Source organism: Pseudomonas sp. PSPC3-2 (genome assembly GCF_049897085.1).
In the GTDB taxonomy this organism is placed as follows: Bacteria; Pseudomonadota; Gammaproteobacteria; order Pseudomonadales; family Pseudomonadaceae; genus Aquipseudomonas; species Aquipseudomonas paraveronii.
On the sequence record NZ_JAFCVO010000008.1, the window covers coordinates 237633 to 261313 of the forward strand.

Below are 23681 nucleotides of genomic sequence, written 5' to 3' on the forward strand. Positions count from 1 at the left end.
GTTTTGATTCTCAATATCATTTAATAATAAATATCATTATCAAGTGAGTGCGGATCATGAGTGCTGTCCTGCATGAGGACCCCTACCTGGAAAGCTGGCGTTGGATGAGTCGTCGGATTCGCTGCTGCCTCGATCCCAATGAGCCGCGCCTGATCGAACACTACCTCAATGAAGGTCGATACCTCGCGTGTTGCACCGCGACCCATCCGTGGACGATCGCTGAAACGGCCTTCCGTCTGCTGATCGACACCGCCACCGACATCGCCTTGCCGTGGCATTGGCGATCCCAGTGCCTGGACCAGGCCTGGCGCCCGCTGCGCGACCTGGAAAAACTCTCCCGCTGTGCCTGCCGCCTCAAGCGCTGGCAGAGCTTTGCCTGGCAATTGGCGACGTGCGAATTGCTGCCTTCGATTTCCGTTTCTGACTGGGTGCAAGGATCTTCCGATGAGTAATAGCCGTATCGAACGTGACAGCATGGGCGAACTGCAAGTCCCCGCCGAGGCCTTCTACGGCGCGCAAACCCAGCGCGCGGTGAACAACTTTCCGATCAGCCACCAGCGCATGCCGGCGCCATTCATTCGTGCGCTGATCCTGGCCAAAGTTGCAGCGGCCAAGGTCAACGTCGACCTCAAGCAAATCAGCGAAGGGCAGGGCAAGGCTATCGTCGATGCCGCTCAAGGCTTGCTGGAAGGCGATTTCATGCCGCACTTCCCGGTGGATATTTTCCAGACCGGTTCCGGCACCAGTTCCAATATGAACGCCAATGAAGTGATCGCGACCCTGGCCAGCCGTTTGCTCGGCGAGGCGGTCAACCCCAACGATCACGTGAACTGCGGCCAAAGCAGCAACGACGTCATCCCAACCACTATCCACGTCAGCGCGGCGCTGGTGCTGCATGAGCAAACGTTGCCGGCGTTGCAGCACCTGGTGCAAGTCATCGAACAGAAGGCCGAAGAGGTCCACCCATTCATCAAGACCGGCCGCACGCACCTGATGGACGCCATGCCGGTGCGCATGAGTCAGGTGCTCAATGGCTGGGCGCAGCAGCTCAAGGCCAATATCGCTCATCTACAGGACTTGCTGCCGAGCCTGCAAGCCCTGGCCCAGGGCGGTACGGCTGTCGGCACTGGGATCAACGCGCACCCGGAGTTCGCAGTGCGTTTCAGCCAGCAACTGAGCAGCTTGACCGGCGTGCAATTCACCCCGGGCAAGAACCTGTTCGCGTTGATCGGCTCCCAGGACACCGCCGTCGCCGTCTCCGGCCAGTTGAAAGCTATCGCTGTGTCGTTGATGAAAATCGCCAACGACTTGCGCTGGATGAACTCCGGCCCGCTGGCAGGCCTGGGTGAAATCGAACTGGAGGGGTTGCAGCCTGGCTCTTCGATCATGCCCGGCAAGGTCAACCCGGTGATCCCGGAGGCGACGGCCATGGTCGCCGCGCAAGTCATCGGCAATGACACGGTGATCACCATTGCCGGCCAATCCGGCAACTTCGAGCTGAACGTGATGCTGCCGATCATCGCCCAGAACCTGCTCAGCAGCCTCGAACTGCTGGCCAATTCCAGCCGCCTGCTGGCGGACAAGGCCATCGCCAGCTTCAAGGTCAATGAGGCAAAGCTCAAGGAGGCGCTGTCGCGCAACCCGATCCTGGTCACCGCACTCAACCCGATCATTGGTTACCAAAAGGCCGCTGAAATCGCCAAGCAAGCCTATCAGCAAGGTCGTCCGGTGATTGATGTCGCCCTCGAACACACGGACTTGCCGCGCAGCCAACTGGAGGTCCTGCTGGACCCGGAAAAGCTCACGGCTGGCGGCGTGTAATCATCGACCCTGCTTTGGAGGCTCACCATGGAGCATTGGAAACGCACGATCGAACGGGCCAATCGCTGCTTTATGCAGGGCGAACTGGTCGACGCTCGCGAAGCCTATTTGCAGGCCCTGGCCCTGGCTCAAGTGTTGTTCGAACGCTGGGCGAACGCCGACGAAGCAGTGGCCGCCTGTGTCATTTCCCATCACAACCTGGCGGACCTGCACTTGCGCCTGAACCAGCCGGAAGAAAGCGCAGAATACCTCTGCGCCATCCACCAGCGCCTGTTACAGACCCTGCAGGACCGGCGTCTGAGCCCGCAACTGCGTGATGCGGCGCTGCGCCAGAGCAGCAAAACCTACGTCGAGCTGTTGAACTTCATCAGCGATTACGGCGAATACCCCCGTACCCATCGCTTGCTGGGCGGTACTGCGGCGCAACCGACCCCTCCTCAATACGGAGCACACTGATATGTCCTACACCTTGCCTGCCTTGCCTTACGCCTACGATGCCCTGGAGCCGCATATCGATGCGCAAACCATGGAAATTCACTACACCAAGCACCACCAGGCTTATATCAACAACCTCAATGCCGCCGTGGAGGGCACCGAGTTTGCGGGCTGGCCGGTAGATAAGCTGGTATCGAGCGTCCAGCAACTGCCCGAGAAACTGCGCGCTGCGGTGATCAATCAAGGCGGTGGTCATGCCAACCACTCGTTGTTCTGGGCGGTAATGTCGCCCAAAGGTGGCGGCAAACCCGAGGGCGCGCTGGGCCAGGCGATCGATGAGCAACTGGACGGCTTCGACAGTTTCAAGGACGCCTTCACCAAAGCCGCGTTGACGCGCTTCGGCAGCGGCTGGGCCTGGCTGAGCGTCACCCCGCAAAAGACCTTAGTGGTGGAGAGCAGCGGCAACCAGGACAGCCCGCTCATGAACGGCAACACTCCGATCCTCGGCCTGGATGTGTGGGAACACGCCTACTACCTGCTCTACCAGAACCGTCGGCCTGAATACATCAATGCTTTCTACAGGGTTATCAACTGGCCGGAAGTTGCTGCCCGCTACCAGGCCGCCCTGGCCTGATATCACCCTCTCTACCAAGACTTAAGGCTGACTATGGGCACTGAAACACTGGCGATCAGCGGCGTGCGAATGTTTCGTTATACGTTTGGCTCGCTGCTGCTATTGGCAGGTACTGCATTGCTGGTGGCTCAAGGATTCGCCTGGCTGGACTTGGAGCCGCGCATCCTGCGAGCCCTGCAGGGTGGGGCGATCTGCGCGCTCGGCACCGCGTTGGGCGCCGTGCCTGTGTTGGTTATCCGGCGCATGCCGGCAGCGTTGAGCGATACCTTGCTGGGTTTCGGTGCCGGAGTGATGCTCGCGGCGACAGCGTTTTCACTGATCGTACCGGGCATTGCGGCGGCTGAAGGCCTGGGGCTCACCCCGTGGGGCGCGAGTGGCTTGATCAGCGTTGGCATCCTGCTGGGGGCGTTCGGGTTGTACCTGGTCGACCGCAAGGTCTCCGGTGCCAGCCCGGAAATGCTGGTCGGCACGCCGGAGCACCCGGTGATCCCGCCACGCATCTGGCTGTTCGTATTTGCCATCATTGCGCACAACATCCCGGAGGGTATGGCCGTGGGCGTTTCGGCGGGCGGCGGTATGCCGGATGCCGACAGCCTGGCCATGGGCATTGCCTTGCAGGATGTGCCCGAAGGCCTAGTGATTGCGTTGGTGTTGGCCGGGGCAGGGATGTCGCGGGTCAAGGCGTTCCTGATCGGTGCGGCCTCGGGTCTGGTCGAGCCGATATTTGCCGTGCTTTGCGCCTGGTTGGTGAGCCTGGCAGAAGTGTTGCTACCGCTAGGCTTGGCGTTGGCTTCCGGCGCGATGCTGCTGGTGGTCACTCACGAGGTGATCCCCGAGTCGCGGCGCAATGGCCATGAACAGCTCGCCAGCCTGGGATTGTGCATTGGGTTCTGTTTGATGATGGTGATGGATACCGCGCTGGGCTGAAGCTGTTGCGGCTTCAGCCGCTGTCTCAAAGGGTGGGCTTATTCACCCTCATCAAAGAAGTTATTGATCAGCTTGACCAGGGCGTCCATCGCTTCCTGCTCTTGCTCGCCTTCCGTCTTCAAATGAATCTTGGTGCCCTTGCCGGCGGCCAGCATCATCATCGCCATGATGCTTTTGCCGTCGACCATGGATTCTGGGGTGCGCCCAGCGCGGACCTGGCAGGGGAACTGCCCGGCGATGCCGACGAACTTGGCTGAGGCCCGGGCGTGCAGGCCCAGCTTGTTGATGATTTCAATTTCCAGAGCGGGCATCGCGGGGGTGTTCCTTTCAGCTAAGGTCTCGGTGGCGAACCTGGACGTTCTTGAGGGTTTGTTGCAGCGTCTGGCCCAGGCGTTCGGTCAGATAGACGGAACGGTGGTGGCCGCCGGTGCAGCCGATGGCAATGGTGACATAGGCCCGATTGCTCGCGGCAAAGCGCGGCAACCATTTGAGCAGGTAGCTGGAGATGTCCTGGAACATCTCCTCGACATCCGGTTGCGCGGCCAGATAGTCCGCCACAGGCTGGTCCAGCCCTGATTGATCACGCAACTCAGGCTTCCAGTAAGGATTGGGCAGGCAGCGCACATCGAATACCAGGTCGGCATCCACCGGCATACCGCGCTTGAAGCCAAACGACTCGACCAGAAAGGCCGTGCCGGGTTCAGGCTGGTTCAGCAGGCGTAGCTTGATCGCATCGCGTAGTTGGTACAGGTTGAGGCTGGTGGTGTTGATCTTGAGGTCGGCGAGGTCAATGATCGGCCCCAGCAGCGTGGTCTCGTCCTCGATGGCTTCGGCCAGCGAACGGTGTGGGCTGCTGAGGGGGTGGCGTCGACGAGTCTCGGAGAAGCGTTTGAGCAGGGTTTCTTCGTCGGCATCCAGGTACAGCACATCGCAGTGAATGTGCTTGGCACGGACTTCCTCGAGCAGTTCCGGGAAGCGCGAGAGGTGGCTGGGCAGATTGCGGGCATCAATCGAAACGGCCACCAACGGCTGTGCCAGTTCGGTGTGGATCAGTGCGCGCTCCGCCAACTCCGGCAGCAGGCCTGCGGGCAAGTTGTCGATGCAATAGAAACCGTTGTCCTCAAGAACATTGAGGGCGGTGCTTTTACCTGAGCCGGAGCGGCCGCTGACGATGATCAAACGCATGATTAATGCCCGTTTTGTTCATCCAGGACAACCTGATACAACGCCTCATTGCTGCTGGCGCTGCGCAGTTTGTCGCGTACTTCCTTGCGGTCGAGCATGCTTGCAATCTGCCGGAGCAGTTCCAGGTGTGCATCGGTGGCGGCTTGCGGGACCAGCAACACAAACAGCAGGTCGACCGGCGCACCGTCGATGGCGTCGAAATCGATGGGAGCGTCCAGGTGCAGCAGGGCGCTGACAGGTGTCTCGCAGCCTTTGAGGCGGCAGTGAGGAATGGCGATGCCGTTACCAAAACCGGTCGAGCCGAGTTTTTCACGGGCAATCAGAGCCTCGTAGACATCTTGCATCTCCAATTCAGGCACTTGTTTGCTGATCAGGTTGGCAATCTGTTCGAGGGCTTTCTTCTTGCTGCCCCCCGGCGCGTTCACAACGGAACGGCCGGGAGTCAGGATGGTTTCAAGTCGGATCATGGGTGGGGAGTGTTAGCGGCCGGTGCCCTGAAGGAGGCTCTGCTGCTTTTCCTTATGCTTTTTGATTTGGCGATCCAGCTTGTCGGTCAGGTCGTCAATGGCGGCATACATATCAGAATGCTCAGCATTGGCGACGACTTCCCCGCCGGGTATACGCAAGGTGGCTTCGATTTTCTGCTTCAGCTTTTCGACAGTCATAATGACTTGCACGTTGGTGATCTTGTCGAAATGCCCCTCAATTCGTTTGAGTTTTTCGCCGATATAAGTGCGCAGCGCTTCGGTCACTTCCAGTTGGTGTCCACTGATATTGACTTGCATACAGCTTCTCCTTCGTTGCCAGTGCATAAAGCGACGGGTAGGAATACCCGCCACTGGAACGCTGTGGCCTGCCCGTCACATCAAACGCTTACGCTCGCTGGAAGGCGCAATCCCAAGGGACTCGCGGTACTTGGCGACGGTTCGACGGGCGACCTGAATGCCTTGTGCCTCCAGTAAACCAGCGATCTTGCTGTCACTCAACGGCTTTTTCTGATTTTCCGCGGCAACCAGTTTTTTGATGATCGCGCGGATCGCCGTGGACGAGCATTCGCCGCCTTCGGAGGTGCTGACATGGCTGGAGAAAAAGTACTTCAGCTCATATATACCCCGCGGGGTATGCATGAATTTTTGCGTCGTTACCCGGGAAATCGTCGATTCGTGCATGCCCACCGCTTCTGCGATGTCGTGCAGAACCAGGGGTTTCATCGCTTCGTCGCCGTATTCCAGGAAGCCGCGCTGGTGCTCGACGATCTGGGTGGCCACTTTCATCAGGGTTTCGTTGCGGCTTTGCAGGCTCTTGATGAACCAGCGCGCTTCCTGCAACTGGTTGCGCATGAAGGTGTTGTCGGCACTGGTGTCGGCACGACGCACGAAACCGGCATATTGCGGGTTGACCCGCAGGCGCGGCACCGATTCCTGGTTCAGTTCCACCAGCCAGCGCTCGTTGTCCTTGCGCACGATTACATCGGGGACGACGTATTCGGCTTCGCTGGACTCGATCTGCGAGCCCGGACGCGGGTTGAGGCTTTGCACCAGCTCGATGACGTGGCGCAGGTCGTCTTCCTTGAGCTTCATGCGGCGCATCAGTTGGCTGTAGTCGCGGCTGCCCAGCAGGTCGATGTAGTCGGTGACCAGGCGCTGGGCTTCAGCGAGCCAAGGGGTCTTGGCGGGCAGTTGGCGCAATTGCAGCAACAGGCACTCGCTAAGGTTGCGTGCGCCAATGCCGGCGGGCTCGAACTGCTGGATGCGGTGCAGGACGGCTTCGATTTCGTCCAGCTCGATGTCCAGTTCCGGGTCGAAGGCTTCAAGAATCTCTTCGAGCGTCTCGTCCAGATAACCCTGGTTATTGATGCAGTCGATCAGGGTCACGGCGATCAGGCGATCGGTGTCGGACATCGGCGCCAGGTTCAATTGCCACAGCAAGTGGCTCTGCAGGCTCTCGCCGGCTGAGGTGCGGGTGGTGAAATCCCACTCGTCGTCATCATTGCTCGGCAGGCTGCTGGCGCTGGTCTGGTAGACGTCCTCCCAGGCGGTGTCCACGGGAAGTTCGTTGGGGATGCGTTCGTTCCATTCGCCTTCCTCCAGGTTATCCACCGTAGGGGCGGTTTCCTGGTAAGAGGGTTCCTGCACGTCGGAATTGGGTTTTTGCTCGACGTTGTCGGCCAGTGGGTCTGCATTATCGAAGTCGTCGCCTTCTTCCTGGCGTTCGAGCATCGGATTGGACTCCAAGGCTTCCTGGATTTCCTGTTGTAGGTCCAGTGTCGACAATTGGAGCAGGCGGATGGCCTGTTGCAGCTGCGGTGTCATCGTCAGCTGCTGGCCCATTCTCAGGACTAGCGATGGTTTCATGGCAGGGGCTTAACACCTTATTCGCCGGCGCAATGCGCCATCCACGACAGGGCGCGTGAGCGCCAAACATAAGCAAATTATATGCCTGATATCGGGGGCTTTGCCTAGAGCGCGGTAACAATAAAAATCCGGAGGTTTTCATTGACTCCCGCGCACCTTGGCGAACGGCCTGCCACCGCCATTTTCTACCGGCAGGCTTACAGGCGGAACTCGTGGCCCAGATACACTTCCTTGACCAGTTCGTTGGCCAGAATAGTGGCCGAATCGCCTTCTGCGATCAGTTGCCCATCATTGACGATATATGCAGTTTCGCAGATATCGAGGGTCTCGCGGACATTGTGGTCGGTGATCAGTACACCGATGCCCTTGGCCTTGAGGTGATGGATGATCTGCTTGATGTCGCCAACCGAGATCGGGTCGACACCGGCAAAAGGTTCGTCCAGCAGGATGAACTTCGGCGCAGTGGCCAGTGCGCGGGCAATCTCCACGCGGCGACGTTCACCACCGGACAAGCTCATGCCGAGGTTGTCGCGGATGTGGTTGATGTGGAACTCCTGCAGCAGGCTTTCCAGCTCCTTGCGGCGGCCGTCGCGGTCGAGTTCCTTACGGGTCTCGAGGATCGCCATGATGTTATCGGCGACCGACAGTTTGCGGAAGATCGACGCCTCCTGGGGGAGATAGCCGATACCGGCGCGCGCGCGGCCGTGCATCGGCTGGTGGCTGACGTCCAGGTCGTCGATCAACACGCGACCCTGGTCTGCCTGAACCAGGCCGACGATCATATAGAAGCAAGTGGTTTTGCCGGCACCGTTGGGGCCAAGCAGGCCGACGATCTGGCCGCTGTCGATCGACAGGCTGACGTCGCGCACGACCTGACGGCCTTTATAGGCCTTGGCCAGATGCTGGGCTTTCAGGGTTGCCATTACTCGGCCTTCTTCTTCGGCTGGATAACCATGTCGATACGTGGGCGTGGTGCGGTGACCTTGCTGCCGTTGGCGCGACCGGCGTTGGCGATCTGCTTCACGGTGTCATAGGTGATCTTTTCACCTTCCGTGGAGTTGCCGTCGGGGCTCAGTACCTTGGCCTGGTCGATCAGCACGATGCGGTTTTGCTGGGCGTGATACTGGATGGTTTTGCCGTAGCCCTTCATTGGTGCGGTATCGGCGGGCGCCTGCTTCTGTTCGAAGTAAGCCAGGTTGCCCACGGAAGTCACAACGTCGATGTCGCCAGCAGGGGTGCGAGTTAGCGTCACCGTGTTGCCGGTGATCTTCATCGAGCCCTGGGTAATGATCACGCCACCGGTGTAGGTCGCGACGCCTTGTTTGTCATCGAGCTGTGCATCGTCGGCCGAAATGTGGATCGGTTGCTGGCTATCGTTCGGCAGAGCCCAGGCGCTCACGCTTCCCAGTGCTGCGCCCAGACCGAGCAAAATAGGGAGGGTTTTAACGAGCCTCATACTGTCCTCTTACGTTCGATAGCAGGTGTATCCTGCTTTCTTTCAAATACGCTTTCATTCCCTTGCCAGTCGATACACCGCCAGCGCCGTCGATTCTAACGTCTTGCTCGGTCTGCGCATATTGCTTCTGTGGGAATACGGTCATGCGACTGCTGGTAATGATGGTGTCGCGGTTCTGCGCGTCAGTCCGTGCGACGCGTACCGAGTCGATCAGTTCCACTTCGGTGCCGTCCGGGTTGACTTCGCCACGCTTGCTGGTGACGTGCCAGGGGAATTCGGTGCCGCGGTACAGATTCAGGTCGGGGTTGGTCAGCAGGGTGACTTCGGATGCCTTCAAGTGTTCGACTTTGTCCGATGTCATTTCGTACTGCACTTTGCCGTCAGGTAGGAACTGCACGCTGTAGGCATTGGTGGCGTAATAGTCGATAGCGCCTTGGTCAGCCTGCGCAACAGGCTGGTCGAGAAAGCGCTCCGGGCTGATATTCCAGTAGCCAACCGCCAGGAGCAGCGCGGCGATGACCCCGAATAGCAGGAAGTTGCGAATCTTTTTGCTCAGCATAAAACGCTCTATAGGTAGGCGGCGTGGGCCGCTTCAAGGCTGCCCTGGGCACGCAGGATCAACTCGCAGAACTCGCGGGCGGCGCCTTCGCCGCCACGGGCCGTGGTGATGCCGTGGGCATGCTCGCGAACAAATGCCGCCGCATTGGCGACAGCCATGCCCAAGCCCACCCGGCGGATCACCGGCAGGTCGGGCAGGTCGTCGCCCAGATAGGCAACCTGCTCATAGCTTAGGTTGAGTTGGCCAAGCAGCTCGTCCAAGACGACTAGTTTATCCTCCCGGCCCTGATACAGGTGAGGAATCCCCAGGTTTTGTGCGCGGCGTTCCACAACCGGGGTTTTTCGACCGCTGATAATCGCTGTTTGCACGCCCGCCGCCATGAGCATCTTGATGCCCTGGCCGTCGAGGGTGTTGAACGTCTTGAATTCGCTGCCGTCTTCGAGGAAGTAAAGGCGGCCATCGGTCAGCACGCCGTCAACGTCGAAAATCGCCAACTTGATGTGTTTGCCGCGTTGCAACAGGTCGCTGGTCATTTACATCACTCCCGCACGCAGCAAGTCGTGCATGTTCAGGGCGCCAATCGGGCGGTCGTCGCCATCGACCACCACCAGCGCGCCGATCTTATGGTCTTCCATGATCTTCAGGGCCTCGGCCGCCAGCATTTCCGCGCGTGCAGTCTTGCCGTGGGGGGTCATCACCGCATCGATGGTGGCGGTGTGGATATCGATAGTGCGGTCCAGGGTGCGGCGCAGGTCTCCGTCGGTGAAGACGCCGGCCAGGCGTCCGTCGGCTTCCAGGACCACGGTCATGCCCAGGCCCTTGCGGGTCATCTCCATGAGCGCGTCCTTCAGCAGGGTACCGCGCTGTACCTGGGGCAGTTCATCGCCGGAATGCATGACGTTTTCCACTTTCAACAGCAGGCGTCGGCCCAGCGCACCGCCCGGATGGGAAAACGCGAAGTCTTCCGCCGTAAAACCGCGCGCTTCCAGCAGCGCCACGGCCAAGGCATCGCCCATGACCAGCGCGGCGGTGGTGGAGGAGGTCGGTGCCAGGTTCAGCGGGCAGGCCTCAGCGGTCACGTGAACATTCAGGTTTACTTCGGCGGCCTTGGCCAGTGTCGACTCCGGGTTGCCGGTGATGCTGATCATCTGGATGCCCAGGCGTTTGATCAGCGGCAGCAGGGTCACGATTTCGTTGGTGGTGCCGGAGTTGGACAGTGCGAGGATGATGTCATCCTTGGTGATCATGCCCATGTCGCCATGGCTGGCTTCGGCCGGGTGGACGAAAAACGCTGTGGTCCCGGTGCTTGCCAGGGTGGCGGCGATCTTGTTGCCGACGTGACCGGACTTGCCCATGCCGACCACGACAACGCGGCCTTTGCTGGCCAGAATCATCTCGCAGGCGCGCACGAAATCTGCGTCGATATGGGCCAACAAGCCTTCTACGGCTTCAAGCTCGAGGCGGATGGTGCGTTGTGCGGATTGGATAAGGTCGCTGGATTGGCTCATGTCTGAAATCGTATAGCCTGACGAAAAGTCGGCGATTATAACGGTAATGATCAATTCCCTCACGCAAGTTCGTCAGCCTTTAGTCGTCAGGCGCTTCAGACTCCTTCCTCGGTAACATAGCCAGCAACGTTTTTTCCCTGTCCCCAATCTGAACAAGCGCTGTTCCGGCCTTGGGGGCTCTGCACCAGCAGTGATATAGTTCGCCGCCAGCTCGGTCCACCCAGCCCATGTGGCTAACTATATATTGCGCAACCGTTGCAAACGTTTGTCGCAAACGTGGTGTCTGAGTGAAAGGCTGCATCCCAAGGAGTTTAGATGAGTGCCGATAACGCCTACGCGGTCGAGCTGAAGGGCCTTACCTTCAAGCGCGGGACGCGCAGCATCTTCAATAACGTCGATATTCGCATTCCCCGCGGCAAGGTCACGGGCATCATGGGGCCTTCCGGTTGCGGCAAGACCACCCTGTTGCGCCTGATGGGCATGCAATTGCGCCCCAACGCCGGCGAAGTATGGGTCAATGGCCAGAACCTGCCGACGCTGTCGCGCAGCGATCTGTTCGATGCGCGCAAGCACATGGGGGTCCTGTTCCAAAGCGGTGCGCTGTTCACCGACCTCGATGTGTTCGAAAACGTCGCGTTTCCGCTGCGGGTGCATACTCAGCTGTCCGATGAAATGATTCGTGACATTGTGCTGCTGAAACTGCAAGCCGTGGGCCTTCGCGGAGCCCTCGACCTGATGCCGGACGAACTGTCCGGCGGCATGAAGCGTCGTGTCGCATTGGCGCGTGCTATTGCCCTCGATCCGCAGATTCTCATGTATGACGAACCCTTCGTGGGGCAGGACCCGATCGCCATGGGCGTGCTGGTGCGCCTGATCCGCCTGCTCAACGATGCGCTGGGGATTACCAGTATCGTGGTCTCCCACGACCTGGCCGAGACCGCGAGCATCGCCGACTACCTCTATGTGGTCGGTGATGGCCAGGTGCTGGGGCAGGGAACGCCGGAAGAACTGATGAACGCTGACAACCCGCGCATTCGCCAATTCATGACCGGCGATCCCGATGGCCCGGTGCCTTTTCATTTTCCGGCAGCGGACTACCGCTCAGATCTTCTGGGGAAGCGCTGATGCGCAAGACATCTCTTATCGAGAAGGTGCGCCTTTTCGGTCGTTCCGGCATCGACATCATCGAAGTGCTCGGCCGTTCGACGATTTTCCTGTTCCACGCCTTGCTCGGCCGTGGTGGCATTGGCGGCAGCTTCGGTCTGCTAATCAAGCAACTGCACGCCGTCGGTGTGATGTCCCTGGTGATCATCGTGGTCTCCGGGCTCTTCATCGGCATGGTGCTGGCGTTGCAAGGCTTCAATATCCTGTCCAGCTACGGCTCGGAACAGGCGGTGGGGCAGATGGTCGCCCTGACGCTGTTGCGTGAACTCGGCCCGGTCGTCGCGGCCCTGTTGTTCGCCGGGCGCGCCGGTTCTGCGCTGACCGCCGAAATCGGCAACATGAAGTCCACCGAGCAGTTGTCCAGCCTGGAGATGATCGGTGTGGACCCGCTCAAGTACATTGTTGCACCGCGCCTGTGGGCCGGCTTCATTTCCCTGCCGCTGCTGGCGATGATCTTCAGCGTGGTGGGTATCTGGGGCGGTTCATGGGTTGCGGTGGACTGGCTGGGGGTCTACGACGGCTCCTACTGGGCCAACATGCAAAACAGCGTGACCTTCAACGGCGACGTGCTCAATGGCATTATAAAGAGCATTGTCTTCGCCTTTGTCGTGACCTGGATCGCCGTATTCCAAGGCTATGACTGTGAGCCCACTTCAGAAGGGATCAGTCGCGCCACCACCAAGACCGTTGTGTACGCCTCGCTGGCGGTACTGGGCCTTGACTTCATTATGACCGCCTTGATGTTTGGAGACTTCTGATGCAAAACCGCACTGTGGAAATCGGTGTCGGCCTTTTCTTGCTGGCTGGCATCCTGGCTTTACTGTTGCTGGCCCTGCGAGTCAGTGGCCTTTCGGCCAGCCCCACCGCCGATACTTATAAACTTTACGCGTACTTCGACAATATCGCCGGTTTGACTGTCAGAGCTAAAGTGACCATGGCCGGTGTGACCATCGGCAAGGTCTCGGCAATCGATCTGGATCGCGACAGCTTCACCGGGCGAGTGACGATGCAGTTGGACAAGAAGGTAGATAACCTACCAACCGACTCTACTGCGTCTATCCTCACTGCGGGCTTGCTGGGCGAGAAATACATCGGGATCAGCGTGGGTGGTGAAACTGCTCTGCTCAAGGATGGCTCGACCATCCACGACACACAGTCGTCGCTGGTGCTTGAGGACCTGATCGGTAAATTCCTGCTCAATACGGTCAATAAAGACGCCAAATGAGGACTCTGTTCATGATCTCTACCTTGCGACGTGGTCTGCTGGTACTGCTTGCAGCACTGCCGTTGATGGCCAACGCGGCGGGTTCTGCGCACGAACTGGTGCAGGACACGACCAGCAAAATGTTGGCTGACCTGACCGCCAATAAAGAACAGTACAAGCAAGACCCGACTAAGTTTTACGACTCGCTCAATACCATTGTCGGCCCGGTCGTGGACGCCGAAGGTATTTCGCGCAGCATCATGACGGTCAAGTATTCGCGCAAGGCCACGCCCGCGCAGATGCAGACATTCCAGGAAAACTTCAAGAAGGGCCTGTTCCAGTTCTACGGTAACGCCCTGCTCGAATACAACAACCAGGGGATCACTGTCGATCCCGCCAAGGATGAGTCGGGCGATCGCACCAGTGTCGGCATGACCGTCAAGGGCAGCAACGGCGCGATCTATCCTGTGCAGTACACGTTGGAAAAGGTCAGCGGCGAGTGGAAGCTGCGTAACGTGATCATCAACGGTATCAACATCGGCAAGCTGTTCCGTGACCAGTTCGCTGATGCGATGCAGCGCAATGGCAACGACCTGGACAAGACCATCAATGGTTGGGCTGGTGAAGTGGCCAAGGCCAAGGAAGAGACCGATAAAGCTGCTGGGAAGCCCGCGCAATGACCGAGGCGGCTGTTCGTATCGGCGACGCCGGCGAGTTGTTCCTCAGCGGTGTGCTGGATTACCGCACCGGGCCGGACTTGCGCAAGCAGGGGCAGGCGCTGATCAAAGCGAGCACCGCGCCGTCGCTGGTGCTCGATTGCTCGGCGGTGAGCAAGTCCAGCAGCGTCGGTTTGTCGTTACTGCTGTGCTTTATACGTGATGCCGAGGCAGCCAAAAAACCGGTCAGCATAAGTGCGCTGCCCGATGACATGCGTGAAATTGCCGAGGTTTACGGTCTGACCGAGCTGTTGGCGCATCCTTAATACACATTTTCAAGGAAGCCCCCCGTCAGAGTCCTGCTATGCGGGGTTCGCAGGCGCGGGGCTTTTTTGTATGATGTGCGACCCGTGCGCACTGGGCGCCGATAGAGGTTGAGCATGCAGGCCCTAGAAGTTAAGAGCTTCCTTGAAGGAAAGCTGCCGGAAACGAACGTAGAAGTTGAAGGCGAAGGCTGCAACTTCCAGCTGAATTTGATTAGCGATGAACTGGCGGCGCTGAGCCCGGTCAAGCGTCAACAGCAGGTCTATGCCCATTTGAACCCGTGGATCACCGATGGCAGCATCCATGCGGTCACTATGAAATTTTTCAGCCGCGCGGCCTGGGCCGAGCGCACCTGAGCCCCCAAGGCGTCGAGATTCTTATGGATAAATTGATTATTACCGGCGGTGCCCGCCTTGATGGCGAGATCCGCATTTCCGGTGCGAAAAACTCCGCCTTGCCGATCCTGGCAGCGACCCTGCTGTGCGATGGCCCTGTGACCGTGGCCAACCTGCCGCACCTGCACGACATCACCACCATGATCGAGCTGTTCGGTCGCATGGGCATTGAGCCGGTGATCGACGAAAAACTGTCGGTTGAAATCGACCCGCGCACCATCAAGACCCTGATCGCCCCGTATGAGCTGGTGAAAACCATGCGCGCGTCGATCCTGGTGCTTGGCCCGATGGTCGCCCGTTTCGGCGAAGCCGAAGTGGCCCTGCCTGGCGGTTGCGCGATCGGTTCGCGTCCGGTGGACCTGCACATCCGTGGTCTTGAAGCCATGGGTGCTACCATTGACGTCGAAGGCGGCTACATCAAGGCCAAGGCGCCGGAAGGCGGCCTGCGTGGCGCCAGCTTCTTCTTTGATACCGTGAGCGTGACCGGTACCGAGAACATCATGATGGCCGCGGCCCTGGCTAACGGTCGCAGTGTGTTGCAAAACGCCGCGCGCGAGCCGGAAGTGGTCGACCTGGCCAACTTCCTGATCGCCATGGGCGCCAACATCCGCGGCGCCGGCACCGACACCATCACCATTGAAGGTGTAAAACGCCTGCATTCGGCCACCTACAAGGTGATGCCGGACCGCATCGAGACCGGGACCTACCTGGTCGCCGCCGCCGTCACCGGTGGTCGCGTCAAGGTCAAGGACACTGATCCGACCATCCTTGAGTCCGTACTGGAAAAACTTAAGGAAGCCGGCGCTGAAATCACCACCGGTGAAGATTGGATCGAGCTGAACATGCACGGCAAGCGGCCAAAAGCCGTCAACGTGCGGACCGCCCCGTACCCGGCGTTCCCGACCGACATGCAAGCGCAGTTCATCTCCCTGAACGCGATTGCCGAAGGCACCGGTGCCGTGATCGAGACCATCTTTGAAAACCGCTTCATGCACGTGTATGAACTGCACCGCATGGGCGCGAAGATCCAGGTCGAAGGCAACACGGCCATTGTGACCGGCATCGACAAGCTCAAAGGCGCGCCCGTCATGGCCACCGACCTGCGGGCCTCGGCCAGCCTGGTGATCTCCGCACTGTGCGCAGAGGGCGACACGCTGATCGACCGCATCTACCACATAGACCGTGGCTACGAGTGCATCGAAGAAAAACTGCAGATGCTCGGCGCGAAGATCCGCCGGGTACCGGGCTAGTCCAAGGACTGCAATTGTGGCGAGGGAGCTTGCTCCCGCTGGGTCGCGAAGCGGCCCCAAGAGCGGGACTGCTACGCAGTCCAACGGGAGCAAGCGCCCTCGCCACAGTTTGCGGTTAGCTGATTTGTTTCAAATCGAGGCTGTAATGGCCTCGATCTGTGTCTGGCGCCGTTTGCGACCAGACCGCAATAGCCTGATGAAGGACTGACGTTTCCCATGTTGACCATCGCACTGTCCAAGGGCCGTATCCTTGACGACACTTTGCCGCTTCTGGCTGAAGCGGGCATCGTGCCGACCGAGAATCCGGACAAGAGCCGCAAGTTGATCATCCCTACGACCCAGGACGACGTTCGCCTGCTGATCGTGCGGGCTACCGATGTGCCGACCTACGTTGAACACGGTGCCGCCGACCTGGGTGTCGCCGGTAAAGACGTATTGATGGAATACGGTGGCCAGGGCCTGTACGAACCACTGGACCTGCGTATTGCCCTGTGCAAGCTGATGACCGCTGGCCGGGTCGGTGACGTCGAGCCCAAGGGGCGCCTGCGGGTGGCCACCAAGTTCGTCAATATCGCCAAGCGTTACTACGCGGAGCAAGGCCGCCAGGTCGATATCATCAAGCTGTACGGCTCGATGGAGCTGGCACCGCTGATCGGCCTGGCCGACAAGATCATCGACGTGGTCGACACCGGCAACACCCTGCGCGCCAACGGCCTGGAGCCCCAGGATTTCATTGCTGACATCAGCTCTCGCCTGATCGTCAACAAGGCATCGATGAAGATGCAGCACGCGCGTATCCAGGCGTTGATCGACACCCTGCGCAACGCAGTGGAGTCTCGACACCGCGGTTGACTCACCCGCGTAGCCAAACGGCTGCGCCCGTCTATCCGCCTCATAGCCAGAATTCTCAGGTGCCCAAGCGGAAAACGACTGCTGGGAAGGTGCGCTGACGTTCAATAACGAATCGCGCCTTACCCCAAAAGGCAAGTTATGTTAGTAGAAGATTCTTTTTCAATACCTAGCCACGCGTAGCAGCCTGCCTTTTGAGGCAAGGCCCTACGGGTTGGTACTGTGGCCGCGCCATGCTGCGTTGCGGGACTTGGTAAGGAAACAACCCTTACCGGCGTCCCGCGCCTTGCCTGGCACGACCGCAGCACCAACGCGATTCGTTATTGAATGTCAGCGCACCTTCGGGCGCCTGAGTTTTTGCCAATCCTATGAGGCCCTCGCTATGACCACGTCCACTGCAATTGCCCGACTCAACGCTGCCGACCCGGATTTCGCCCATCATCTGGATCATCTGCTGAGTTGGGAAAGTGTGTCCGACGACTCGGTCAACCAGCGGGTGCTCGACATCATCAAGGCCGTGCGCGAGCGCGGTGACGCCGCGTTGGTGGACTTCACCCGCCAGTTCGACGGTTTGGACGTCAAGTCCATGTCGGACCTGATCCTGCCCCGCGAACGCCTGGAGCTGGCCCTGACGCGCATTACCGTGCCGCAGCGCGAAGCCCTGGAACTCGCGGCGGCGCGGGTGCGCAGTTACCACGAGAAGCAGAAACAGGATTCCTGGAGCTACACCGAGGCCGACGGCACCGTGCTGGGCCAGAAGGTCACGCCGCTGGATCGCGCCGGGCTGTACGTGCCGGGCGGTAAAGCCTCGTACCCGTCGTCGGTATTGATGAACGCGATTCCGGCCAAGGTCGCCGGTGTGACCGAAGTGGTCATGGTGGTGCCGACGCCGCGCGGTGAAATCAACGAGCTGGTCCTCGCGGCAGCCTGCATCGCCGGTGTCGACCGCGTGTTCACCATCGGCGGCGCCCAGGCTGTCGCGGCGTTGGCCTACGGCACTGAAAGCGTGCCGAAGGTCGACAAAGTGGTCGGCCCCGGCAACATCTATGTCGCCACCGCCAAGCGCCACGTGTTTGGCCAGGTCGGTATCGACATGATCGCCGGCCCTTCGGAAATCCTCGTGGTGTGTGACGGCCAGACCGACCCGGACTGGATCGCCATGGACCTGTTCTCCCAGGCCGAACATGACGAAGACGCCCAAGCGATTCTGGTCAGCCCTGACGCCGAGTTCCTCGACCAGGTCGCCGCCAGCATCAACAAGCTGATGCCGAGCATGGACCGCGCCGAGATCATCGAGAAGTCGATCAATGGCCGTGGTGCGCTGATCCTGGTGCGCGACATGGAGCAGGCCATCGAAGTGGCCAATCGCATCGCACCGGAGCACTTGGAGTTGTCCGTGGCCGACCCGCAAGCCTGGCTGCCGTCGATTCGTCACGCCGGGGCGATCTTCATGGGCCGCCACACCAGCGAAGCCCTGGGCGACTACTGCGCAGGTCCCAACCACGTGTTGCCGACCTCCGGCACCGCGCGCTTCTCGTCGCCACTGGGGGTGTATGACTTCCAGAAGCGTTCGTCGATCATCTTCTGCTCGCCACAAGGCGCTTCCGAGCTGGGCAAGACCGCCTCGGTACTGGCCCGTGGCGAATCCTTGAGCGCCCACGCACGTAGCGCCGAATACCGCATCCTTGAAGACAATAAGGGGAACTGAGACATGAGCAAATTCTGGAGCCCCTTCGTCAAGGACCTCGTGCCTTACGTACCCGGTGAGCAGCCCAAGCTGAGCAAGCTGGTCAAGCTCAACACCAATGAAAACCCCTACGGCCCGTCGCCCAAGGCGCTGGCGGCCATGCAGGCCGAGTTGAACGACAACCTGCGCCTGTATCCGGACCCTAACAGCGACCTGCTCAAGCAGGCCGTGGCCCGCTTTTACGCGATCGACGCCGGCAAAGTGTTCCTCGGCAATGGTTCCGATGAAGTCCTGGCACACATCTTCCACGCGCTGTTCCAGCACGACCTGCCGCTGTTGTTTCCGGATATCAGCTACAGCTTCTATCCGGTGTACTGCGGCCTCTACGGCATCAAGTCCGACCCGGTGCCGCTGGATGAGCAGTTCCAGATCCGCGTAGCGGACTACGCCAGGCCGAACGGCGGGATCATCTTCCCTAACCCGAATGCGCCGACCGGCTGCGTACTGACGCTGGACGCGGTGGAGCAGATCCTCAAGGCCAGCCCGGATTCGGTGGTGGTGGTGGATGAAGCCTACGTCGACTTCGGCGGCGAAACCGCCATCGGTCTGGTGGATCGCTACCCGAACCTGCTGGTCACCCAGACCTTGTCCAAATCGCGCTCACTGGCCGGTTTGCGCGTGGGCCTGGCCGTGGGCCACCCGGACCTGATCGAGGCGCTGGAGCGGGTCAAGAACAGCTTCAACTCCTATCCGCTCGATCGCCTGGCGATTGTCGGCGCGGCGGCGGCGTTCGATGACCGTGAGTACGTCGAGAAGACGTGCCGGTGGGTGATCGACAGCCGTGAAAAGGTCGTCGGGCAGTTGGAGGAGAAAGGTTTTGAAGTGCTGCCGTCGGCGGCCAACTTCATCTTTGCTCGTCACCCACGGCACGACGCCGCCGGCCTGGCGGCCAAGTTGCGTGAGCAAGGGGTGATTGTGCGGCACTTCAAGCAGGCGCGGATTGACCAGTTCCTGCGGATCAGCATCGGTACGCCGGAGCAGAACCAGGCGCTGATCGATGGCCTAGGCGAGCTCTAAGTCACACTGAAGATCTAAAAATGTGGGAGGGGGCTTGCCCCCGATAGCGGTAGATCAGTCGTTTAGATGTCGACTGACATTCCGTCATCGGGGGCAAGCCCCCTCCCACATTCAGTTTTGCAGTGCTGGTTAGATCAGCGGGTCATCCGGCTTCTTGTGCTTCCAGCCGTCATTGCCCGGCAGCAGCAGGTTCAAACCAATCGCCACCACCGCACACAGGGCGATGCCCTTCAGGCCGAAATCGTCCGGGCCGTTGCCGGTGCCGACCAGCACACCGCCAATCCCGAACACCAGCGTCACCGACACAATCACCAGATTGCGCGCTTCGCCCAGGTCGATCTTGTGGCGAATCAGCGTGTTCATGCCCACGGCAGCAATCGAGCCGAACAGCAGGCACAGAATCCCGCCCATCACCGGTACCGGAATGCTCTGCAGCAGTGCGCCGAACTTGCCGATAAACGCCAGGCTGATGGCAAACACCGCCGCCCAGGTCATGATTTTCGGGTTGTAGTTCTTGGTCAGCATCACTGCGCCGGTCACTTCGGCGTAGGTGGTGTTCGGCGGGCCGCCAAATAGGCCGGCGGCTGTGGTGGCAATGCCGTCACCCAGCAGGGTGCGGTGCAGGCCGGGCTTCTTCAGGTAGTCGCGACCGGTCACGCTGCCCACCGCGATCACACCGCCGATATGCTCGATCGCCGGCGCCAGGGCCACCGGGACGATAAACAGGATCGCCTGCCAGTTGAATTCCGGCGCGGTGAAGTGGGGCAGGGCGAACCACGGTGCGGCGGCAATTTTGGCCGTATCGACCACGCCAAAGTAGAACGCCATGGCAAAGCCCACCAGCACGCCGGAGATGATCGGCACCAGGCGGAAAATGCCCTTGCCGAACACGGCCACGATCACTGTGGTCAGCAGCGCCGGCATCGAGATCAGCATCGCCGTCTGGTAATGGATCAACTCGGCGCCGTCGCCGGATTTACCCATCGCCATATTGGCGGCAATCGGCGCCATCGCCAGGCCGATGGAAATGATCACCGGGCCGATCACCACCGGCGGCAGCAGCCGGTCGATGAAACCGGTGCCCTTGATCTTCACCGCCAGGCCCATGAAGGTATAAACGAAACCGGCCGCCATCACCCCGCCCATGGTCGCCGCCAGGCCGAACTGGCCCTTGGCGAGAATGATCGGGGTGATAAAGGCAAAGCTCGACGCCAGAAACACCGGCACCTGCCGTCCGGTCACCACCTGGAACAGCAACGTGCCCAGGCCTGCGGTGAACAGTGCGACGTTTGGATCGAGACCTGTGATCAGCGGCATCAACACCAACGCGCCAAATGCTACGAAGAGCATTTGTGCGCCAGACAGGATCTGGCGCCAAAGCGGGTCGTTGAATTCATCCTGCATGCTCACGCGTCCTTCTGCTTGGTACCGAAGATCTTGTCACCGGCGTCGCCCAGGCCTGGGATGATGTAGCCGTGTTCGTTCAAGCGCTCATCGATGGACGCGGTGTAGATCTGCACGTCCGGATGAGCCTTCTCGACGGCGGCGATACCTTCGGGCGCGGCGACCAGCACCATGGCGCGGATGTCCTTGCAACCGGCCTTCTTCAGCAGGTCGATGGTGGCAACCATGGAACTGCCGGTGGCGAGCATCGGGTCGATGATCATCGCCAGGCGCTCGTTGATTTCCGGTACGAGTTTTTCCAGGTAGGTGTGGGCCTGCAGTGTTTGTTCATTGCGGGCGACGCCCACGGCGCTGACTTTTGCGCCCGGGATCAGGCTGAGTACGCCTTCGAGCATGCCAATGCCGGCGCGCAGGATCGGCACTACGGTGATTTTCTTGCCGGCGATTTTCTCGACCTGGACGGGACCGGCCCAACCGCAGATCTCGTAGCTTTCCAGGGGCAGGTCTTTGGTGGCTTCGTAGGTGAGCAACGCTCCGACTTCCTGAGCAAGCTCACGGAAGTTCTTCGTGCTAATGTCGGCGCGGCGCATGAGGCCGAGCTTGTGTCGGATCAGCGGATGGCGGATCTCGCGAGTGGGCATGGGAAAGGCTCCGGCGGCGGGCAAAAAAAACGGCCTAGATTAATCTATCCGAGGGTGTTGTCCTATAGACATCTAGCACGTTAGTCCATTAAGGCTTGAACGTTGCGCTTCACATGCGTACCTTTGCCCGCTTTTCTTGCCACAGCACCCCCTGGAGAGCGCCATGTCCGCTGATCTCGAGCATATCCGTCAAATCATGCGCGAGGCTGACTGCCTGTACACCGAAGCGCAAGTCGAAGAGGCGATCGCCAAGGTCGGCGCACAGATCAACCGCGAAATGGCCGACACCAACCCGGTGGTCTTCTGCGTGATGAATGGTGGTCTGATCTTCGCTGGAAAATTGCTGACCCATCTGCACTTTCCGCTGGAAGCGTCCTACTTGCACGCCACGCGTTATCGCAACGAAACCAGCGGCGGCGACCTGTTCTGGAAAGCCAAGCCGGAAGTCTCGTTCATGGACCGCGACGTGCTGATCATCGACGACATCCTCGATGAAGGGCACACCCTGGGCGCGATCATCGACTTCTGCAAACACTCCGGTGCCCGCAAAGTCCACACCGCCGTGCTGATCGACAAAGACCACGACCGTAAGGCTCGGCCTGAGATGAAAGCCGATTTCGTCGGCCTGCCGTGCATCGACCGCTACATCTTCGGTTATGGCATGGACTACAAAGGTTACTGGCGTAATGCCAATGGGATTTACGCCGTTAAAGGGATGTAATGCATGACTCGCTTTCTTGATCAGACGCTGTTTGCTGAATTGGCCGAGAAAGCGGCCGCCAGCCCTCGTGGCCGACACCACCACAACTTCCACGAAATGGAAGAGCCCTGCCATCGCCTCGCCGTGGGCTTGCAACCCAGCACCTACGTGCCGCCTCATCGGCACCTGAGCGCGGACAAGGCAGAAACCCTGCTGGTGCTCCAGGGGCGCCTGGGTGTGCTGGTGTTCGGCGACAGCGGTGAAGTGATCGCCAAGCGTGTGATGCAGGCGGGCGGCGAGTGTTCGGGCATCGATCTGCCGCCGGGGGTATTCCACGGCTTGGTCGTGCTGGCGCCTGACACGGTGATGTTCGAGTGCAAGGCCGGGCCGTATCGACCGGTGGGCGAGGGCGAATTGGCCGACTGGGCACCTCGCGAAGGCGATGCCGATGTGGCCGAGTATCAACGCTGGATGCTTGCCCAGTTCGATTGAGCTACAGTGCTGGGCTATCTTTCCCGGAGCGGCCTATGAGCCTATTGATTCGCACCTGCGCCGCCCTGGCGCTGAGCCTCAGCCTGCCGCTGGCCGCCGCCCCGGCGCCGATGCACAGCCAATTCCTGCCGCCGGACGACCTGGCCCTGCGCGCCGCAGCGCCCGATCAGCAGCAACTGTTGCAAGTCACCGAGTACGCGGTGGTGGTGGGTAACCAGCGTCAATCCACGCAACAGCCGATCCCCGTGACGTCGCCGTTGATGATTCGCCTCAAGGGTAAGTCCTTGAACAAAGGCGCGACCATCGCTCAGGTGATCCTCAATTTTGACGCCGAAAGTAAAAGCCTGAAAAAGCCGGTGTTCGACGACAAGACCAGAACCCTGACCCTGTCCTACCCTGCGGTCCAATACCGCATGATCGTCGACCTGCTGCGCAATGACACGGTGTATGTGCAGTTCCTCAGTTATGCCAACGGGCATATCTGGGCGGATTTGCACACCGGCGCCGTTCGCTCCAAGTAGCGAGATCACTGAAGAACCACTGTGGGAGGGAGCAAGCCCCCTCCCACAGTGGTTCTCAGTGCTTTCGAAGCCGGCGCCTCGCAGGTAGACTTTAACCCCCCCGTGTAAATGTCTGCAGGCTGGAGTCGGTAATGCGTAAAGATAAGAAACAGGTGATTGGTGACGAGATCGGCGACGATCAAATCAAGTTGTTCCTGAACTTCGAGCCGGTCGACGCGACTTCACCGTCCCTGCACAAGCTGACCAAGGCCTACCGTGGCCTGCGCATCGACGACTTCGAGCGCTTCCTGGGCTTCTTCAAGGAAGCCGGCCTGGACCTCGACGGCAAGGACGAGCATGGCCAGACCTTTGTCGACCTGATCAAGGACCAGCGCAACGCCGCCGAGTACATTGAGCTGATCGATAACGCCCGCGGCTGATCGCAGGCGAAAAAAAGCC

At 60.0% G+C, this 23681-nt stretch carries 31 protein-coding genes; 19 read left to right on the forward strand and 12 right to left on the reverse strand.

Annotated features, from left to right (window positions below; translation table 11 throughout):
• The first annotated feature begins 56 nt into the window (after positions 1-56).
• The 5 genes from ACP7CJ_RS15715 to ACP7CJ_RS15735 are packed head-to-tail and all read left to right on the forward strand — an operon-like array spanning position 57 to position 3817.
• Positions 57-452 (forward strand): FagA protein, encoded by a 396-nt coding sequence (locus ACP7CJ_RS15715; RefSeq protein WP_426100707.1) that lies wholly within the window; start codon positions 57-59, stop codon positions 450-452.
• A complete protein-coding gene (locus ACP7CJ_RS15720) occupies positions 445-1821 on the forward strand; it encodes a class II fumarate hydratase (protein ID WP_426100705.1) in 1377 nt (458 codons plus the stop codon). The genes ACP7CJ_RS15715 and ACP7CJ_RS15720 overlap by 8 nt, the downstream gene beginning before the upstream one ends.
• Positions 1822-1848: 27 nt before the next feature.
• The gene (locus ACP7CJ_RS15725) at positions 1849-2277 is read left to right on the forward strand and encodes a hypothetical protein (RefSeq protein WP_247395999.1); all 429 of its coding nucleotides are present in this window, start codon (positions 1849-1851) and stop codon (positions 2275-2277) included.
• A gap of 1 nt (position 2278) precedes the next feature.
• Positions 2279-2890, forward strand: coding sequence for a superoxide dismutase (locus tag ACP7CJ_RS15730; RefSeq protein WP_426100703.1), 612 nt, complete (start codon positions 2279-2281; stop codon positions 2888-2890).
• Between the two features lie 33 nt (positions 2891-2923).
• A complete protein-coding gene (locus ACP7CJ_RS15735) occupies positions 2924-3817 on the forward strand; it encodes a ZIP family metal transporter (RefSeq protein WP_426100701.1) in 894 nt (297 codons plus the stop codon).
• A 38-nt stretch (positions 3818-3855) separates the two neighbouring features.
• Here the strand turns inward: ACP7CJ_RS15735 and ACP7CJ_RS15740 are convergent, their stop codons facing one another.
• The 10 genes from ACP7CJ_RS15740 to ACP7CJ_RS15785 all read right to left on the reverse strand — a co-directional run bounded on the left by ACP7CJ_RS15740 (position 3856) and on the right by ACP7CJ_RS15785 (position 10879).
• Complete coding sequence (locus ACP7CJ_RS15740) at positions 3856-4128, reverse strand: HPr family phosphocarrier protein (RefSeq protein ID WP_276196531.1); 273 nt, start codon at positions 4126-4128, stop codon at positions 3856-3858.
• A gap of 16 nt (positions 4129-4144) precedes the next feature.
• The gene (gene rapZ, locus ACP7CJ_RS15745) at positions 4145-5002 is read right to left on the reverse strand and encodes an RNase adapter RapZ (RefSeq protein ID WP_276196532.1); all 858 of its coding nucleotides are present in this window, start codon (positions 5000-5002) and stop codon (positions 4145-4147) included.
• A gap of 2 nt (positions 5003-5004) precedes the next feature.
• Complete coding sequence (ptsN, locus tag ACP7CJ_RS15750; protein WP_247395993.1) at positions 5005-5469, reverse strand: PTS IIA-like nitrogen regulatory protein PtsN; 465 nt, start codon at positions 5467-5469, stop codon at positions 5005-5007.
• A 12-nt stretch (positions 5470-5481) separates the two neighbouring features.
• Positions 5482-5787: a ribosome hibernation-promoting factor, HPF/YfiA family gene (gene hpf, locus ACP7CJ_RS15755; protein WP_247395991.1), complete on the reverse strand. Its 306-nt coding sequence runs from the start codon at positions 5785-5787 to the stop codon at positions 5482-5484.
• A 75-nt stretch (positions 5788-5862) separates the two neighbouring features.
• A complete protein-coding gene (locus tag ACP7CJ_RS15760) occupies positions 5863-7356 on the reverse strand; it encodes an RNA polymerase factor sigma-54 (protein WP_247395989.1) in 1494 nt (497 codons plus the stop codon).
• A 197-nt stretch (positions 7357-7553) separates the two neighbouring features.
• Positions 7554-8279 (reverse strand): LPS export ABC transporter ATP-binding protein, encoded by a 726-nt coding sequence (gene lptB, locus ACP7CJ_RS15765; RefSeq protein ID WP_049709979.1) that lies wholly within the window; start codon positions 8277-8279, stop codon positions 7554-7556.
• A complete protein-coding gene (gene lptA, locus ACP7CJ_RS15770; RefSeq protein WP_247395988.1) occupies positions 8279-8812 on the reverse strand; it encodes a lipopolysaccharide transport periplasmic protein LptA in 534 nt (177 codons plus the stop codon). Before lptA ends, lptB begins: the two co-directional genes overlap by 1 nt.
• Entirely contained in the window at positions 8799-9371 is a 573-nt protein-coding gene (gene lptC / locus ACP7CJ_RS15775) for an LPS export ABC transporter periplasmic protein LptC (RefSeq protein WP_276196533.1), read from the reverse strand. Before lptC ends, lptA begins: the two co-directional genes overlap by 14 nt.
• Before the next feature lie 8 nt (positions 9372-9379).
• Positions 9380-9904: a KdsC family phosphatase gene (locus tag ACP7CJ_RS15780; protein ID WP_017738753.1), complete on the reverse strand. Its 525-nt coding sequence runs from the start codon at positions 9902-9904 to the stop codon at positions 9380-9382.
• Positions 9905-10879, reverse strand: coding sequence for a KpsF/GutQ family sugar-phosphate isomerase (locus ACP7CJ_RS15785; protein ID WP_276196534.1), 975 nt, complete (start codon positions 10877-10879; stop codon positions 9905-9907).
• 315 nt (positions 10880-11194) lie between these two features.
• On the opposite strand from ACP7CJ_RS15785, the gene ACP7CJ_RS15790 reads away from it, so the two are divergent.
• From ACP7CJ_RS15790 to hisC, 10 genes are all read left to right on the forward strand, one after another.
• Positions 11195-12004, forward strand: coding sequence for an ATP-binding cassette domain-containing protein (locus ACP7CJ_RS15790; protein ID WP_276196535.1), 810 nt, complete (start codon positions 11195-11197; stop codon positions 12002-12004).
• On the forward strand, positions 12004-12801 hold the full coding sequence (mlaE, locus tag ACP7CJ_RS15795) for a lipid asymmetry maintenance ABC transporter permease subunit MlaE (protein WP_247395983.1): 798 nt from the start codon (positions 12004-12006) through the stop codon (positions 12799-12801). Before ACP7CJ_RS15790 ends, mlaE begins: the two co-directional genes overlap by 1 nt.
• Positions 12801-13268, forward strand: a complete 468-nt coding sequence (gene mlaD, locus ACP7CJ_RS15800) for an outer membrane lipid asymmetry maintenance protein MlaD (protein ID WP_247395982.1) — start codon at positions 12801-12803, stop codon at positions 13266-13268. The genes mlaE and mlaD overlap by 1 nt, the downstream gene beginning before the upstream one ends.
• Before the next feature lie 11 nt (positions 13269-13279).
• A complete protein-coding gene (locus ACP7CJ_RS15805; RefSeq protein WP_276196536.1) occupies positions 13280-13927 on the forward strand; it encodes an MlaC/ttg2D family ABC transporter substrate-binding protein in 648 nt (215 codons plus the stop codon).
• The gene (locus tag ACP7CJ_RS15810; RefSeq protein ID WP_276196537.1) at positions 13924-14229 is read left to right on the forward strand and encodes an STAS domain-containing protein; all 306 of its coding nucleotides are present in this window, start codon (positions 13924-13926) and stop codon (positions 14227-14229) included. Before ACP7CJ_RS15805 ends, ACP7CJ_RS15810 begins: the two co-directional genes overlap by 4 nt.
• Positions 14230-14343: 114 nt before the next feature.
• Entirely contained in the window at positions 14344-14583 is a 240-nt protein-coding gene (locus tag ACP7CJ_RS15815) for a BolA family protein (RefSeq protein WP_247395979.1), read from the forward strand.
• Between the two features lie 23 nt (positions 14584-14606).
• Positions 14607-15872 (forward strand): UDP-N-acetylglucosamine 1-carboxyvinyltransferase, encoded by a 1266-nt coding sequence (murA, locus tag ACP7CJ_RS15820; protein WP_247395978.1) that lies wholly within the window; start codon positions 14607-14609, stop codon positions 15870-15872.
• A 216-nt stretch (positions 15873-16088) separates the two neighbouring features.
• Complete coding sequence (gene hisG, locus ACP7CJ_RS15825; RefSeq protein ID WP_017845970.1) at positions 16089-16724, forward strand: ATP phosphoribosyltransferase; 636 nt, start codon at positions 16089-16091, stop codon at positions 16722-16724.
• A gap of 379 nt (positions 16725-17103) precedes the next feature.
• Complete coding sequence (gene hisD / locus ACP7CJ_RS15830) at positions 17104-18429, forward strand: histidinol dehydrogenase (RefSeq protein WP_276196538.1); 1326 nt, start codon at positions 17104-17106, stop codon at positions 18427-18429.
• A gap of 3 nt (positions 18430-18432) precedes the next feature.
• Positions 18433-19485: a histidinol-phosphate transaminase gene (gene hisC, locus ACP7CJ_RS15835; protein WP_276196539.1), complete on the forward strand. Its 1053-nt coding sequence runs from the start codon at positions 18433-18435 to the stop codon at positions 19483-19485.
• A gap of 129 nt (positions 19486-19614) precedes the next feature.
• Here the strand turns inward: hisC and ACP7CJ_RS15840 are convergent, their stop codons facing one another.
• A complete protein-coding gene (locus ACP7CJ_RS15840) occupies positions 19615-20889 on the reverse strand; it encodes a uracil-xanthine permease family protein (RefSeq protein ID WP_247395975.1) in 1275 nt (424 codons plus the stop codon).
• A gap of 2 nt (positions 20890-20891) precedes the next feature.
• Positions 20892-21530, reverse strand: coding sequence for a uracil phosphoribosyltransferase (gene upp / locus ACP7CJ_RS15845; RefSeq protein ID WP_247395974.1), 639 nt, complete (start codon positions 21528-21530; stop codon positions 20892-20894).
• A 163-nt stretch (positions 21531-21693) separates the two neighbouring features.
• Here upp and ACP7CJ_RS15850 point away from each other — a divergent pair, with 163 nt between their 5' ends.
• From ACP7CJ_RS15850 to ACP7CJ_RS15865, 4 genes are all read left to right on the forward strand, one after another.
• Positions 21694-22251, forward strand: coding sequence for a hypoxanthine-guanine phosphoribosyltransferase (locus tag ACP7CJ_RS15850; protein ID WP_276196540.1), 558 nt, complete (start codon positions 21694-21696; stop codon positions 22249-22251).
• Between the two features lie 3 nt (positions 22252-22254).
• A complete protein-coding gene (locus tag ACP7CJ_RS15855) occupies positions 22255-22722 on the forward strand; it encodes a WbuC family cupin fold metalloprotein (RefSeq protein WP_276196541.1) in 468 nt (155 codons plus the stop codon).
• A 35-nt stretch (positions 22723-22757) separates the two neighbouring features.
• Complete coding sequence (locus ACP7CJ_RS15860) at positions 22758-23243, forward strand: hypothetical protein (protein WP_247395972.1); 486 nt, start codon at positions 22758-22760, stop codon at positions 23241-23243.
• A 131-nt stretch (positions 23244-23374) separates the two neighbouring features.
• Positions 23375-23662 (forward strand): PA4642 family protein, encoded by a 288-nt coding sequence (locus tag ACP7CJ_RS15865; RefSeq protein ID WP_276196542.1) that lies wholly within the window; start codon positions 23375-23377, stop codon positions 23660-23662.
• The last annotated feature ends 19 nt before the right edge of the window (positions 23663-23681 follow it).